The following is a 15,190-nucleotide window of genomic DNA, read 5'->3' on the forward strand; positions in this document are numbered from 1 at the left end:
TATTAAATACCCACTACGACAATATTGAGCTTCATTACTCCGCTGGAAATGGAGTAATCATAGAGATAGATCGGAATTTCTTTCTGAAGCGCCCGGATACTTGATATTACAACCTGGGGGTCGCCACTTACTTGGCCCGGCCAGTTCGAAATAGGCCCTGTATAGCTATTGCCCATTTCAGTGATGTTCTTTCCCTCAAAGGGCTCAAACTTCAATCCGTCGAGTGCGAAGGTAGAGGAGGCTTTCCTCCAAGAGCCTTCGAGCTTTGGGAGCTTTTCTAGCTCCGAGTAATGCTGGAGGTCTTGCCTTGTACTTTCGATTACCGCGTCGATCTGCTCGTAATCGCTAGGGAGCTTCCGATTGTCACCGAACACGACGGTGAATCTCACAGACAGCAAAACCGCGGCAGCGATAGCCAGCAACATGAGGTTGGAGAAACCAAGTGAAGAAGCCGATAATTTGTGGCGCTTGAATTTCATCACTTCTTCCCTCCACTCTCATCACTCTGGGCAATGCGAAGTACATAGCTGAGATGAGGGGTCAGCTCAGACTCGATTCCACTTACTTTTTTGGCAGGGTCGAAGCTCAGGTTTTTGCTGGTTAGGAATCGATGAAAAGTCGTGAACCCAACTTTCGTTTCGCCTTCTGGGGCTGTAGACAGGCCACTGTCATAAGAAAGCAATGCACTAATCTTCGACAGAACTACCGAGTTGTCCGGCCACTTGGCCAGATGTTCCCGCTGAAGCTCTGAAAATTTTGTCTCGAGCTCGTCGCGTTGAACTTGTTTGGCTCGGTACGTAGCCATGTTGGCGTTGTACAGAGTAAACATGGCGTAGTTGTAGATTGCTGTGGCGAAGACAATTAGTCCGCAAATACTTGCAACGATGTACCACCGCTTTGTCTGATCGTGGCGTTGTTTCTCGAACAGTTCTTGACGGGTGTAAGCCGGCTTCGCAGGGAGCACCAGTTCGATGTTATCAACGGAGATCCGGCTCGCGTCAGCGAGGTCGTAATCCGGCAGTTCACTGATGAAGTTGTCGGCGTATTCCGAAGAGAGGCGGATGCTCCTAGGGTCGTGAAGATCCCCTTCGGGGTCCAGGCGCAGGAATAGACCGCGGTCCTGGCCCAAATCGAAAACGATGACATCAGTGCCGAGGGGGACGGCATTGTTTGCAAACAGAAGCTGCCAGAGGCCATAAACCTTGATGCCCGGGTAAGAGTCGCGCATCGACTTGAGTTCTTCTTCGTCGATGTAGATGGCCGGCCGGCCATCCTCGCGCGGGCCCTCAATGAGCGTGTAGACCTCGGACTCACGGGAGGTGGTCAACGCCTGCGAGCCGATAGAGTCACGGCAGATGATGACCTCTTCGCCACCAATCTCGATTGGTACGCCAAGAAGTAGCTTGGTCATCAGAGGGCACCCTCAACCAGGGTGGGGGTCACCACCAGTACCAGTTCACGACGGTCGAGCTGGTTGTTGATGTCCTGAGTCAGCGGGTTCAGCACTGCCTTGGTGACCAGGTTTTGCCACGGGAGACGACGCAGCGCCTCGTGCATCTTCTTGGTGATCAAACCACCAAGGTGAACTGCGCGGCCCGAACTGGTGATCAGTTGAGTGCTGAACTCCTTCAGGTTCACTCGCGGCGTCTGGAACTCGTAATCGCCAATGGCGATGGTGTCGTTACCACTGAGGTTCGAGATCACCGGCCAGATGTCGACGAGAAGTTGATCATCGTCCAGGACTCGGACAGTCACGCTCAGAGTCACGCCCACCTTCAGACGACCCAGCTTAGGAGTGACGGTGACATTGCCCGACTCATCCTGTGACTGTTCAACGTCTACGATGTAGGTCAACTCCTCACCGGCGTAGATCTGGGCAGGTACGCCGTTCCGGACGGTAATGTTCGGCTGGTCGGTCAACTCAACCCGGCCGAAATTCTCCAGGAAACGCACCAGAACATCGGCTTTGACGTGGTCCGATTCGTAGGTGCCCTGGACGTTCCAAAATGGATCGCTGGTACCTTCGCCTTGCGAGTTGAAGAAGTTCAGGCCCAGTGGGTTGCCGTTGAGGGTGCCTTTGACCAGAAGGTTCCAGTCGACGCCCTTCTGCTTGTCGTTGTTCAGGATAACGTCGTACGCCTCGACCTGAACGTTGACGATTTTCGTGGCTTCGCCGATCGCACGCTTCAGATACCGATCCAGGATCTTCATCTTGGCCGGCTTGCCGCCGGCAGTGATGATGCCGACAGAGCGAATGCCCTCAATGTACGGGGCGGCGCCATCGTTGAACGAAAGCATGCCGAGGTCTGCCGGTGAGGGAGCATCAAAGTTCAACCCACCCGACATGCCGTTCTGGCCTGCGCCAGCGGGAATTGGGTTAGCAGGTGCCGCACCACCGGTGCGCCCCGTCTTGCCAGTACCCGTGTCCTTCTCGGCCCCAAGGATGGTGCGAGCTCCATCCATAACCTTTTGCCACTCGTCTTCCGACAGCTGCAGGCCGATGGTGGTACCGGTGGCGACGTTGTTGTCTTGCTGACTGTTGGAGTCGGTGTCGCCTGCTTTCGCACCGCGGGTCTGGGTCGATGCGATGACGTTGTTAACGTTGCGAGTAGAGGCGAAGGTAGCAAGGTTCCATTCGCGGGTTTCGAAGTCGCTTACGAGTACACGCTTGCCAACAATCTCGATGTTCAGATCGCTGGTGCCTTCGATGTATTCAATGAAGTCCGCTAAGGACATGCCAGCAGACTGAACGTCTACCGGCTGATTCAAATCGACCTTTCCTTTGGGGATGATCGCGTACCCCGGCAGCGTTTCTTGAAGGATGCTCCGGAGAGGTTTTCCCTTTACTGTCAGAAAAACCGGTCTGGCTTTAGCCAGGTCTTCAGTGCGAATTTCCCGGACGAAGGTATTGCCACGCGCCGCCTGTAGCGCATCTTTCGCACCAGGTCGCAGCGGGGCATTCTTCGCTTCTTGGGAGATGTCGAAGGAGTTGGCGCAGCCCAAAAGGCCGGTAGCAACCAGCAGGGCCAATGAAATGGATTTCAGCTTCATGGTTGTGGTTGCCTTAGTTCGGGCGATCAGTGAGAAGGATCATGGGCGACGGGTTGCCCTGCTCGTCCTTTAGATCCCAGAAATACTGGTAGCGAACACGAGCATCGCGCACCGATGCGGTGAGCTTCCGCAGGGCGATGTCGCGGGCATCAGTTGAGATGAACTCGTAACGCCGGGTCTCTAGTTCAGGCTTGTTGTAGAACGCGGTCTTCACTCGCCAGCCAACCGGCATCATCCCTTCGACGATTTCCTTCAGGGTTGCCCCCTGGTATTCGGCTTCGACCGGCTCATTGATCACAACGGTGGGATCAACACGTTCTAAGGTGACCCGCTTGCGCGCAGCGGTTTCGATCATCTCCGCGTTGTTCTCGGCCATCATCAGGAGCTGTTTGCTCTCATGACGGATCTGCTCGATGTCAGTGAGCTGTGCGACTTGGACCTGATCAGCCTTCGCCTGCGCTGCCCTGTTCAGATCCAGTGCTTTGCGAATCTCAGCCTCCTGCGCCAGCAGGTCTTGCTTGCGCTTGGCGGCAGCCTCGATCGCCGTTTGTTGGGCTGCGATCAGGTTACGCTCCGCCTCTCCGCGCGCCGCGGTCAGCGCCTGGCGATTGCTTTCCAGGTCCTCCAGGGTCTTACGGTACTGACGCTCGGTCTCGGTTTCTTCGATTGAAGCAACCGGGTTGTCGATGGAAAGGTCCAGCTTCGCCGCCGGCACTTCTGTCGTGCGTTTGTAGTCGATAGGCTGCATGACCTGCTGGGCCCGGCCGGCTTCGTAGGTCCGATCAAACGGTGAAAGGTTTTCGCTCCGCGCGAGATGCGAGTCATCGTAGGCGGAAGCGAAAGAGCCCTGGCTCAAGAGGCTGATGCCCAGGATGAGAATCGGTTTTTTCACTGCGGAGTCCCGTAGAGGCTTCTGTTACCTCAATAGTGGGAAGGCAGTGCTCCAAATCCTGGCCTATGGGTTTGGTTGGAAAATCTTTTTTAAAACCCGCATCGTGACCTCGTGTTCAAAACGTCGAGATCGACATGTCTGCTACTACTCCGAAGGTCAAAGCCTCATCCGGGATCGTTGCTTTGATTGTCATGCTTGCCGTGGTGATTCTGGGGTACACGATCTACCTCGAATCCTCACATAAGGCCCTCGATTTCCAGGCTGAGGCGCTCTCGCCGCACCTGTTCATGTTCAAGCCTCATGTTGTCATCGCGATCATCGGCGCCGGCGGCTTTCAAGGCACACTGGTTGCGGTTCTCGTAGAGGTTCTTCACTGCATCTTCGCTGCTGCAATGGTCTACACCATCGCCAGGCTCGCTGGAGCTCAATACTTCCGGCCTCGGAACGTGGCTCCTACAGAGGTGCAACAGCAGGACCCCAACGAATACGAGTGCGCGATCCCAGGTTCCACCATGATGATCCTGTTGCGGGGCAACAAAGACCCTCGCACCGGGGAAGAGATTGAAGGTGTGACCGATACCGACCCCTACAATCAACGCTTCTTCCGTTGCAACCGAAAAAGCGTGGCTCTGAGCCGTCCGCCGGCCACGCCAATCGAACACCTTGAGTTGGCCGTCCACGAACTGCTAGCTGCCCATAACACGGTACCGGCCAGCGTCGGTGCCCATCACGCTGACGCTTCTCTGCGCGATCATTCTCTTGCGATCGCAAAAGAGGTCCGCGCCTACATGAAACGCCAGCAAGTTCAGGAGCCACTGGCATACCTGGCAGGCTTGGCCCATGACCTGGACAAGCTGCTGGCCTACACCGAGAAGTCCCCCGGTAAGTGGGCGAAGAACAAAGACGCGACGCACCACAACACTTACAGCGCGTACATCGTCAGGCAGCTTCCTGAGTTCAGGGCACTCTCTCCTGAGGATCAGAACGTCCTAACGCTCGCCCTGCGGTACTACCATCACCCAGCCATGTTGCCGGTCCACTCTGGGCCGCGCGTTGAGAAGCTGATCCAGGCTCTTCGTATGGCTGACGGGTTCGTGATCCGAGCCGAGAAGCAGGACGGAATTCGCGCTGCGAAAGAGAGCAACCAGACAGATGAGCTCATCAGGGAGGCTCTGCTGAAGCTCCTGGCTGAGGCCAACATCAACAACTTCCGAGAGACAGGGAATGCGGAGGGTTGGACCAAGGATGCAATGGAGTTCGTCATCATCCCGATGTCTGGCATCCTCGAGGCAATCGGCGCTCACCTACCCGTCGAACTCAGCCGGCAACTGCAGATGGGTGTGGACACTCGCACCTTCACTCATCCGGCGATTCCTCTGATGCTGGAAACGCTTGAGGGTATGGGGCTGCTGATCCATAGCTACAACCAGCATGACAGCTCGTCCGGGCTCTTTGACGTGAAGATTGGGGTGGTGAACTTCAATGCCTGCGTGCTGCTCGATAAAGAGACGATCCAGGAACTGGTGCCTGGCCTCGTAGAGCGCTGGGGGATGTCGACCTACAAGATCCACATTCGTCGGCCGACCAGAGATGGAGCGGCAGAAACAGAATCGGGCGGTGATTAACCGCCCGATTTAGCATGCGAAATCTGACTTGATGAGCCGCTCTACTCTGTGCCGAGTATCCGCAGAGCGGCCTCGGTACGGATAGTCCTCTCAGCGCGGTCTTCATTCCCGATCTTGTTCCAGCAGGCGTACGCTTCCGGGAAATGAGATTGCCGTTCCGCGAGTCGGCACATGGTGATCTGGTATTCATCACCGCTCAGATACGCCTTCGCAAACTGAGCAAGTGTCTGGTCCCGGCCGGTCTCCCAAAGCAGAGACACCACCGTGTCGATCACCATCTTGCGACTCTTTCCGTTCATCATCAATTGCGACATTTTGAGATCCCCTTCCGGGGTCCGGTACACGAACTTTGACAGGAGCTTCTCAGCGTCCTGGAACTGCCCTCGTTGAATTGCCTGTTGTGCCCCTACGATTAGGCTTCGATCCTGCAGGTCGGTCTCGGTGACCGGGAGCAGCGATCTGCCCCCAGAGCACCCCGCCAACACCAGGCAGGCGGCAAGTGCGAGAGTCTTCATCGCTACTCCTTGAAGTGGGTGACAAGCGTGAATGCATCGCCGGCACTGAAGAGCACGTTGTGTCGGTTCTGCAGCTGCCTCAGGAGCGAGGGTTTTACGCCGAACATGCGGCTGACTTCGCCGTAGGTGGTTTCGGGAGTCTTCAAGAGGAAGTAGGTGGCCACGTTCTTCAGGAGGTCGGGGGTTACCTGATCAGGCTGCTGGACACCTGCCCATACCCCAACACCGTAGCCACGGCCTTCCGTTGCAATCCGGTTTACTGGACTCAGCGGCGAGGACGAGATCTGTTTGACGTGTTTGCCTTCGTCGGCGATGAGGATATGGCTGGGGTACTCAGGGTTGTAGAGGCCAGTACGGCGGGTGTCCATCACGCCCATGGCGAATACCCGGCTGGCCACAATCCGCATGATGATCTGCTGATGCTCGGAGGAGATATCGGTGATCACGTATCGGTTGATCTTCCCCGCGGCCGATCGCGCCGGGTTACCCGTGAACAAGCGAGACTTCACCATCCCCTGGATGATGCTGCGAAGCCCGAAAAGCGAGTCTTTGGACCAGAACTCCCAGAAGGTGCCATTCCCTGTAGCCTTGTTCTGGAGAGCCTCAAAGTTCAGGTGCTTTACCGCGTACTCATGGAGCTTGTCTTCAAGGTCCTGGCGTATGTCGAGCACCTTCTGCTGAATAACCGTCAGATCGTCTCCCTCGGCTTTCATCTTGAAGATGGCTTTCTCAGCTTTCGATTTCGCCTGGCCGTATGCCTTCATGATGTCCGAGACGGAACCCGAATCCATGCTGGCAGAGATCGAGTTGAAGACCAGGTCGATCTCGTCCAGTACCTGGTCGAGAGTCGGTGAGGTGCGGGCCCAGGAGTCCATGTCATCCTGGGAAATACCAGCCTTCCTGTACACCTCGGTGAGGATCTCCTCGAGGTAGTCCAATTGCCGCTTACCGGTGTTGGGAGCAAACACCTTCACCAGCTGCTTCATACCCTCGATGGTCATGAGGACACCGCCACCCTCCTTGGTCCGCGGAACCTGCAGGGGGTTGAGAGAGCCACCACCTTCGAAGTAGTCGAAGGTGATGTCATTGAAGTCCTCAGGCCTTACCAAGTGACTGAGGCCGGCTTTCTCGAAGCTCTCGTAAGAAAAGTCACCCTTGATGTCCAGGACGTGGAAGGTCATGCCCCGCTCATAGACCCGCGCAAGCAGGTTCTGAATGGTGTGAGACTTACCCGCACCACTCGCACCCTCGAACAGGACATTGAAATTGCTGGACTTAGCTACCGTCCAATCTACGCTCTGGCCCTTGCTGTCGGCCCCGATTCGGATTGGATCGTAGTGCGAGAGGGAGCCTACGGCCTGACTCAACGCTGTAGGGATGGATGGTGCAGCTTGATACATTTGATCCCCTCAAGGAATTTCAGGTCCGCAGCTATCCGCTCGGGAAGCGCGGAGCCTGGAGTAAGACGGTGGTACGGGAACTTGCACAAAGTGCACTCAAGCTCCTCATCTCGAAGTTTTTGCGCGCTGCCAGTGGTGTCAGCGATGACAGCGATTCCATCTTCACCACCGCACTCGCACTCGACCGCCAGGCCACCCTTACTGAGCTTGACCGGCCTCTCGTCGAAGTTGCCTTTCACCTTCGCCGACGGGGTCGCGTCAGGGGCCAGTGTGAACAGCCATTCCTGCCAATCCTCATCGTGTGCTTTCGCTATCTCCTCATCCTTCTGCTTGGCATCCAGGGCATGAAGGATGTGCGCAAGCTCATGGGGTACCGCCTCGTTGACGATGGTCTCCATGTCCTGGTGCAGATAAAGGGGCTGGATGCGCATTACAGCGATGCCGTGGGCTTCGCCGCTGATCATCATCAAGTCGGTAGTGGATGAAGTGGGGTCCGTGATCGAGGGATCGAACCGAAGATCAAGCCAGACACGCTCCGCAGGGAAGTCGACACCGGTCAGCAGCCGATTCACCTCCTTTGCGACGTAGAGTTCGCGGGGGTACTCGGCGTTGTGCTGCTTGATACGTGTGAAGTTGGGGATATGGGCACTCATACCCCAATAGTGGTTCTGGAGTGCCCTTTTCAGCTGGGATGGCCAATGCTCAGGAGCGATTGTAGGTCGAGGCTATCCGATCCCATCCAGAGAAATCGCCGGCATTTCCCTCGCGGATTAGCGTGTCCATCACTTCGATGCTGGCGGTGTCCTGGATGAACTCGATGACATCACGTGATCCCTTCCACCTGCGGACTCCCACCGCAAAAATCGCTCTGCGGCATCTCTCCCGAACGGACGGGTCTGCATCCTCGACATCCCGCTTAGGTGAAGGCTGCGGCAACTGGGGGGCGATTGGCGGTTTAGCATGCGAAATCGGGCTGTCCGGTGGCGAGCACGGCGCCGACGCAGGATGCTTGCTCAGCAGGCCTTGTATGGCCACGTCAGAGAAGGTTGGGTACAGCAACTTGATCAGGCCCAAGCAGTAGAACTGGAGATGGAGCACATCGTCATCGGACAACCCTACTCGAATGTCCACCGAATCGGTCCCGTCCTGGCTGCTTTCCAAGGCACTGATCATTTTGCTGAACTGCCCGTCCAATAGCGTGAAACCCTTGAGGGTTTTGGGGGCCGATCCTGCCCGGACTACTTCGTATTCGCAGCGTGGTTGCTCGTCTGAGAGCCACCTGTATAGCTCCCGCACAGCGCCTGGTCCGAGGTTAAGGCTCAGCTTCTCAGGGTCGTCGTTGAGGAGATATTTCCCGCGACTCTTGTGTGTGAAAGTCAGACGCAGTGCCGTATGGACTGCGGTGCATATGCCTGCGGTATTCACGTCATTGCGCACGTAAATCGCGCAGTTCAAACCGTTGTTGCTGAACACCTGGTGTGCCGCCAGGTACTTCCCTTTGGCAGGCATCCCCGGATTAGCTGGAGTGAACCGAAACTCACCCCCTAATCTCTTGGGTACCAAGTGCTCCGCGTGGATGCCCTTGAAGTCGATCAGCATGGCCTGCGACCTCCCAGAATTTGCCCGAAAATTTGGTAGGCGAGCCGAAGCCCTCCGCGGGTACCGGTGGCACGCAGAGTCGTTTGGCATTGAGGGTGGTTTTGGCTTGGATCAGACATGGCAGGGCTTCTTGAGTCGATGCCCTAGAGATTACCGGGAGGCGCGATGCCTTCCAGTCAAAACTTGCGGGGAGAGCGCCAGGGGGCTGCAGAGCAACCCCCTTCAGCGTGACCAGGTTCACGCGCGTCCCTTATCCGAGTCGTGCTGCCGCGGCAGTTACCGCAGCAGCTGAACATTGGAGTCGAAGTCCCACAGTGAAGTGAGTACGTCAATCTTCTGGACGCCGCCCATGAAGGCTTCGAAAAAGGTGTCATCGGCGAAGAGAACCAGCACGTGGTTCCCCGGGTTTGCCATCTCATCCATAGGACTGAAAGCGTAGTAGCCCATGCCAGGGAACTGCTGCTGCAGCTTCTGATTCCAGCCCTCGATGTGATCGCGAACGAGTTCAAGCGGCATGGAGTCTGGAAACATCAGCTTCGGCGCAGTATGGCGGGCTACATTGCCCTCAACCCCTCGGGGGAAATGACTCTCGAGAGTGAGACCTTTGAAGGATTTCAGCTGGTCAAAGGCTCTGTTCGATACACCGTTCATGATTCACCTCTCGATTTCGGAATAGGGCGGGCGCCACCTCCAAACGCCCTCATTGAGGAGGCTTGGAGGTGACGCCCGCCCTCCCCGAAAGGGAAAGGCGGTGTCACTGCAGGTTTAGAACATGTTGAGCACCGCTGTAACCAGTCCTTCGACGGTTGCAGCAATGGACCAGCCGATACCGGCCATGAACAGGTACCAGCCGAGCGCGCGGGCGCTGCGACTGGATGCGTCGTGGTCGGTGTACATGTGGAAGTATTCGCGGTCACCGAGGTTGGCTTCGCCAACGATCAGGTCCACGGTTTCTTCCTTGGAGATGCCCAGAGCGAGTTTGGCGTCGTAATCGAGGGCCACCGAATCTTTCTTCAGCGGACGGCCCTGATTTGCACCCATGGCGTAGAGGATCACGAAGTGACCATTCGCCGGGTTGAACACCTTCACCAGCTTTTTACGGCCGACGATACCCGAGGGTTTGTTCTCCGATTGGATGTGCTGCCAGCCCAACCGAACAATCGACTGCCCAACGTCTGCATCAGGGAGACTGAAGACGTTGGTGAACATCACCCCATTTACCGGCGGGCGCGCAGCGTAGTGCTCCTGGATCGGGCGCGGGTCAAAGACCTTTACCAGCTTCCAGATGGCACCAGCCACAGTGAGAACTACCGAGTCGGCAAAGTGGGTGAGTTTGGATTTCAGGTTGGCTTTCAGTACATGAGTCATGGTGTATCTCCTCTGGGGGCCGGGCCCAGCTCGCACACTCGAAGGTGGCTGAATGAATTTGCAGATCCCCGCCGGCGCTGGGGTCTGTTCACAGTGAGTTACTCAATGTCGTCAAAGGTGAAGTCGTCGCTCTCCATGTCGCGCATCAGCGCTTTGGAGACCGGTTTGTCCTCCTTCGTTTTCCGCGCCGCGGCACGCTTCTCCCGCATCTGGTCCCTTCGGGTCAGGTTGCGGATCGTTTCCCCCTTGCGGGAGTTATCGATGAAGTCGTGTTGCGTCATGACCTGCAAAAACGCCTGCAGGCATGCAAACGGATCTTCGTCCTCATCCATCATGCGCAGCCGAATCGACAGCACGTAGACGGAATTGGAGATCAACCAGCAGCAGGGGTCGGTAAACATCGGCTCCAGTGCTTCCCTCGCAGAGGACAGCACGCAGTTCCGATTGAGCTCCCAAACCATGGAGCCCCGTTTGCCTAAAACACGCTTCCCCGTGAAGGGCTTTCCAACGCGGCGATACACGTATCCGAGCTCATCGGTTTGCCACTTGCCATCCTTGATGACAGGCGACATCCCTAGTGCCTTCTCGAGTCGCTCGATGGTGGAGTTGTCCGAACGAGTGTCAGAGGTCGTAGTTACCTCAGCCACATCATCGTCCTCGTCCAGCTCCTTCAACCCAGCCAGATAACCGGAGGTCGACCAAAGGGCCTTCCTGTCGATCACTATCTTGGTGGTTGGCTTCCGTACTGCTTTGGGTTTCTCAACTGTGGGATTGCTGATGGCGTTGCCAAACAGATCAACCTGAGCACCCATTTCTGGTGTGCTTGTGTCGACCAGGTCGGCGTAGCCAAAGAGATTTGCTTGCATCGTGCGCTCCATAAGGGCGCACCACTCCCCTGACGGGGTGTGGTGAGCCCGTCAGGGGTGGGAGGGAGGTAGTTCTTAGAGGAACAGCGAGAAGTTCTGCGTCATGGAGTCTTTCGACTCCTCTTCCACAACAGGCGTGGACTCGACCTCGTCCGGGACCGAGGTTTCTTCCACTTCGTCAGTAGCCTGAGCCACTACGACCGGAGCCGAGGTGGTTTGAGCTACAGCTGCTGCGGGAGCAGCAGTACCAGCCTGAACAGTGCTGACAGCCGAAGCTGCCGGCACAGTTGCCGCGGCCGCCGGAGCGGTCGAGGCAGGCTGGTTCGAAGTTACTTGTTGGGGTTGAACCGGGGATGCCCCGGTGATCGCGAGAGCTTGCTGCGCGGTGTTGCTTGCCGCAGGGGCGGTGGTCACCAGTACCAGCGCTTGGCCCTTCTTCAAGCGATCCCAGACAACGGTCTGGTCACGCATGGATTTCAGGCATTCGCACAGATTCTGGAACTCCACACCGGTGAGGACGCCAGTGGTCGGCACCTTGTCCAGTCCGCTTTTCAGGGCGTCATGGAGGGGCCGAATCAGCGGGTGAATGAACGCCAGAGAATCCAGCTTCACGCACATCGCTTGAGCACGACGGACGGTGCGGGGGTTAACCTTCACCTCGCCCGAGTTGCTCCCAGCTTCCTTCGTTTCCAGGGTCTCCATAATTTCCTTGGATTCTTTGCAGACATGCTGAATGACTGCACCCAAGACCCCTTCCCGCAAAGCCACAACGCTGTCGCGCTGGGCTTCGTACAGATCAGCATCGAACTCGTTGTCCTCCATCGTTACCGGAGTGACTACAAATGCGAATTTGAACCGTGCGGCTACCTCTTCCCAGGTCGGTTGGCGCTTACGCAGATGCTCCACCAGCAGATTAACCTGCATCGGGTCGGCACCTTTGTTGATCGCCTTTTGGCTTTCATCGAGCAGATGCTTGTCGCACATTGCCTGATAGCCAGGTTCATCTGCAGCGAGTTGCTGAGCCCACTCTTCCTCAATTTCTTTCAGCTGGCGAATCTTGATAACCGCTTCGCTACGGCTCATCACGGCCCCAATGGGACACAGGACAGAGGCGTCTTGCTTCAGAATGGTCTCGCCGTTTTCACGGAGACGAGCGTAGTTACGGAGGAACTCCTTCGGAAAGATTTTCCCCGATACCAGTTTGCGGATCTCATCGTGCAACTCTTCAACCTTGATGTTCAGCACATCGAAGTCGACCTGACGGTCGGCCGCCATGGCGGAAACCAGGAGGTTGATCACTACAACTTTGTTGTCGCCTACAGCGTTGATTACTTGAGTCATGGTATTTCCTCGCACCCGCCGCGCACCGGGGCAATGTTTTGAACACCCGGGCGCGGAGCCGGGTGGTTTGAGATCAATGACCTCGAGCAACCACCCGGCATGAGCCGGATGGTTGGTCCAGCTCACTGAGCAAGGTTTTGCCCCCGAAGGGGCGTTACAGCAGACGCAGAATCGTGCCCTCTCCCAGCGGTGTACGTTGGGAATAGCCGTACTCTGTTTTGTCCAGCACGTAGGAGTGGGTCTGACGCATCCAGACGAAGCTCAGGATGAGGGCGTTGCCCTCCTCCCGAAATCGCAGGTCGCGTGCAAACGTCCCGACCTCGTCGATGTATCCCTGGAGCTCAGCTTGGGTAAGCCGAACACCAGTGGATTCCCGGCGAAAGTGAAGAACGCTGTCTACTGACTGCCCATTGACTTGAGTTTCCATTGAATTGCCCTCCCCCGCCGCGCACGGGGTATTCGTGAGAACACCCGGGCGCGGAGCCGGATGGGTACCGGCCGTAGCGGTGAGAGGAACCGCCCCGAAGGGCGGCTTCGATGGTCACATCAACAGCTGTTTGGCTTGCTCCAGCAGAGCTGGGCCAACGTCATCAGCGGTTGCTGCTTGGGCGAACGGGATACCTTCCTTCACCAGCCAGTCCGTACGGACGTGCTCACCGATGAGGAGGTACACCACCTTGATTCCAGCTTCGACTGCAGAAGCGGTCTGCTGGACAGCAAGTTCTACACACGAGGGTGCGCCATCGGTGAGGACGAACATCAGTTTCCTCTGTGCCGGATGAGCAGCCAGGCGTTGAGCAGCTTGGAAAACAGCTTCGCCGATGGGGGTGTGATTCCCACCGGTAATGCTGTCGAGCCCGCCGATACGTTCCACCGCAGTCAGGTGCGAGTCCCCGAAGGTACGCACCAGGGTATTGAGGTGGCCAGTTTTTGGAGCGAACCCCAGAAACTCACGGGGCGTGTTGATACGTTCAAACACCTTTTCCATTACCAGCATGGACTGCTGGATGGACTTGGCCACAGTGAGAACCTCGAACTGCTTCTCATCGATCTCCACTCCGGCCTTAAGAGCCTCAGATTTCTCTTTGGCTTTGGCCTGGAGTAGTGCCTCGTCAACATAGTTCGTTGAGCTCGACAGATCTCCGAGTACGGAAACAGCGGCAGTAGGAAGGATCGCCTCTTCTTTACGTTCAAAGATTCGACCATCCCCCATTCCTGCACGGTAGAGGTGCGACTGTCCGAGTGTTCCGCGGCGCGCCGAGTAGACGTCCGCTTCCTCTCGGTTCAACAGGTAGGCCTGCAGCTTCGTGGCCAGCACGTTGACCTTGCGGTCGAGTGCATCAGCCAGTTCGCGAGCACGGTCCTTGTTGGAAGGACAAACCAGCATCCCCTCAACCAGGCCCTGTACCTTTCCTGCCCCAAGTGAGGGCTTGAACTCCACGTCACCAGGCTCGACCTCGAAGGCCGGGACCGGAACAGCATCCTTGTAGTCCGGGTTGGTCCCGTTCTGAATGCTGGCCGCGAGTTGTTGGAGAACTTTTCCCATGTCCATGACTTCGGAGTCATCCCCGCCATCGCTGCTGAGCATTTGCTCAATCAGTTCAGCCAGGTCGACACCGGTTTTCCCCTGGCCTTGGCCCTGGGAGTCATCGGACGTGTTTTCTGCATCGCCATCATTGCTACCCTGACTTCCGGATTTACCGTCGTCAGGTTCCTGATCGTCATCTTGGCTCTGGCCTTGACCAGCACCTTGATTCTGATCTTCTTCCTCATCGCCCTCCCCTTCTCCTTCCGGATCAGGTTGAGCGTCCTGGTCTTCCCCCTCGTTTCCCTCCGACTGTTCGTCTTCAGGCTCGTCTTGGGGTTGATCATCCTGCTGGTCACGCTGCTGCTTCAGCATCTCAATGAGCCGAAGGGTGAGAAGCCCGGCGTCCTCAGTGGAGCGAACGTTCGGGTACTCAGCCAACAGAATGGTTTCCAGGTTTTCGCGAATCTGATCGGCGTGCTCACCGAAGTGAGCATCAAAGTTTTCTCTGATCAGCTCTACAGCTGGCAGGTACTCGCTCCACCGGCGACTGCGTAGGAAGCACAGGGTGTAGCTTGCGAAGGCTTCTTGGGGGCTTTGGCTACCGTCACGGAAGATCTGACGATCAATCATGATCGCCGCTCCACGACGGAAGTAGTGCTCAGAACGGCGTGAAGCAACCGTCTGCGCATACTCCATGTACACGTCGTCTACCGCGTTCAACAGCATGCCCGCGAACGGACCATGCTCGGCATTGAACTCCTGGTAGTACGGGACATTGCTGTGCATGCAATGCCCTACTTCGTGATAGCCCGTACGTTTGAACAAGGTGAGATCGTCATCAGTCAACTTTGCCGGCAGAGCAGGCAGGTAGATAGTTTTTCCGTCCGTTCTTGGTGCTTCATTTGGACGAACGACGAATTTCAGCCCTGAGTTTCTGGCCAGTACACGGAGGAACGAAATCCAACCGTCCTGGAACTTCTGTGTGGCGCGCTGCAGCTTGCTCAT

At 56.8% G+C, this 15,190-nt stretch carries 15 protein-coding genes; 1 reads left to right on the plus strand and 14 read right to left on the minus strand.

What is annotated here, in order from left to right; genetic code table 11:
- Window positions 1-2: 2 nt before the first annotated feature.
- From ACNFIA_RS17930 to ACNFIA_RS17945, 4 genes are read right to left on the minus strand one after another with little or no spacing between them, the layout of a single operon-like run.
- Complete coding sequence (locus tag ACNFIA_RS17930) at window positions 3-479, minus strand: hypothetical protein (protein ID WP_416787244.1); 477 nt, start codon at window positions 477-479, stop codon at window positions 3-5.
- On the minus strand, window positions 479-1,411 hold the full coding sequence (locus tag ACNFIA_RS17935; protein ID WP_416787247.1) for a hypothetical protein: 933 nt from the start codon (window positions 1,409-1,411) through the stop codon (window positions 479-481). Before ACNFIA_RS17935 ends, ACNFIA_RS17930 begins: the two co-directional genes overlap by 1 nt.
- The gene (locus ACNFIA_RS17940; RefSeq protein ID WP_416787249.1) at window positions 1,411-3,051 is read right to left on the minus strand and encodes a type II secretion system protein GspD; all 1,641 of its coding nucleotides are present in this window, start codon (window positions 3,049-3,051) and stop codon (window positions 1,411-1,413) included. Before ACNFIA_RS17940 ends, ACNFIA_RS17935 begins: the two co-directional genes overlap by 1 nt.
- Before the next feature lie 13 nt (window positions 3,052-3,064).
- A complete protein-coding gene (locus ACNFIA_RS17945; protein WP_416787251.1) occupies window positions 3,065-3,943 on the minus strand; it encodes a hypothetical protein in 879 nt (292 codons plus the stop codon).
- A 134-nt stretch (window positions 3,944-4,077) separates the two neighbouring features.
- Here ACNFIA_RS17945 and ACNFIA_RS17950 point away from each other — a divergent pair, with 134 nt between their 5' ends.
- Window positions 4,078-5,568, plus strand: coding sequence for an HD domain-containing protein (locus ACNFIA_RS17950; protein WP_416787254.1), 1,491 nt, complete (start codon window positions 4,078-4,080; stop codon window positions 5,566-5,568).
- Window positions 5,569-5,609: 41 nt separating this feature from the next.
- Here ACNFIA_RS17950 and ACNFIA_RS17955 read toward each other — a convergent pair whose 3' ends face one another.
- The 10 genes from ACNFIA_RS17955 to ACNFIA_RS18000 all read right to left on the minus strand — a co-directional run bounded on the left by ACNFIA_RS17955 (window position 5,610) and on the right by ACNFIA_RS18000 (window position 15,190).
- On the minus strand, window positions 5,610-6,083 hold the full coding sequence (locus ACNFIA_RS17955) for a hypothetical protein (protein ID WP_416787257.1): 474 nt from the start codon (window positions 6,081-6,083) through the stop codon (window positions 5,610-5,612).
- Between the two features lie 2 nt (window positions 6,084-6,085).
- Entirely contained in the window at window positions 6,086-7,483 is a 1,398-nt protein-coding gene (locus tag ACNFIA_RS17960; protein ID WP_416787260.1) for a helicase HerA domain-containing protein, read from the minus strand.
- On the minus strand, window positions 7,447-8,136 hold the full coding sequence (locus ACNFIA_RS17965) for a hypothetical protein (protein WP_416787262.1): 690 nt from the start codon (window positions 8,134-8,136) through the stop codon (window positions 7,447-7,449). Before ACNFIA_RS17965 ends, ACNFIA_RS17960 begins: the two co-directional genes overlap by 37 nt.
- A gap of 49 nt (window positions 8,137-8,185) precedes the next feature.
- Window positions 8,186-9,082, minus strand: a complete 897-nt coding sequence (locus tag ACNFIA_RS17970; RefSeq protein WP_416787263.1) for a hypothetical protein — start codon at window positions 9,080-9,082, stop codon at window positions 8,186-8,188.
- A gap of 276 nt (window positions 9,083-9,358) precedes the next feature.
- Window positions 9,359-9,733 (minus strand): hypothetical protein, encoded by a 375-nt coding sequence (locus ACNFIA_RS17975; protein ID WP_017519787.1) that lies wholly within the window; start codon window positions 9,731-9,733, stop codon window positions 9,359-9,361.
- 114 nt (window positions 9,734-9,847) lie between these two features.
- Entirely contained in the window at window positions 9,848-10,450 is a 603-nt protein-coding gene (locus ACNFIA_RS17980) for a hypothetical protein (protein WP_416787266.1), read from the minus strand.
- A gap of 98 nt (window positions 10,451-10,548) precedes the next feature.
- On the minus strand, window positions 10,549-11,316 hold the full coding sequence (locus ACNFIA_RS17985) for a hypothetical protein (protein WP_416787268.1): 768 nt from the start codon (window positions 11,314-11,316) through the stop codon (window positions 10,549-10,551).
- A gap of 75 nt (window positions 11,317-11,391) precedes the next feature.
- On the minus strand, window positions 11,392-12,657 hold the full coding sequence (locus ACNFIA_RS17990; RefSeq protein WP_416787270.1) for a DUF3150 domain-containing protein: 1,266 nt from the start codon (window positions 12,655-12,657) through the stop codon (window positions 11,392-11,394).
- Between the two features lie 154 nt (window positions 12,658-12,811).
- A complete protein-coding gene (locus ACNFIA_RS17995) occupies window positions 12,812-13,084 on the minus strand; it encodes a hypothetical protein (protein ID WP_017519791.1) in 273 nt (90 codons plus the stop codon).
- Between the two features lie 114 nt (window positions 13,085-13,198).
- Window positions 13,199-15,190: a hypothetical protein gene (locus ACNFIA_RS18000; RefSeq protein WP_416787273.1), complete on the minus strand. Its 1,992-nt coding sequence runs from the start codon at window positions 15,188-15,190 to the stop codon at window positions 13,199-13,201.

This window comes from Pseudomonas sp. NY15437 (genome assembly GCF_048068435.1).
GTDB classification, from domain to species: Bacteria; Pseudomonadota; Gammaproteobacteria; order Pseudomonadales; family Pseudomonadaceae; genus Pseudomonas; species Pseudomonas nitroreducens_B.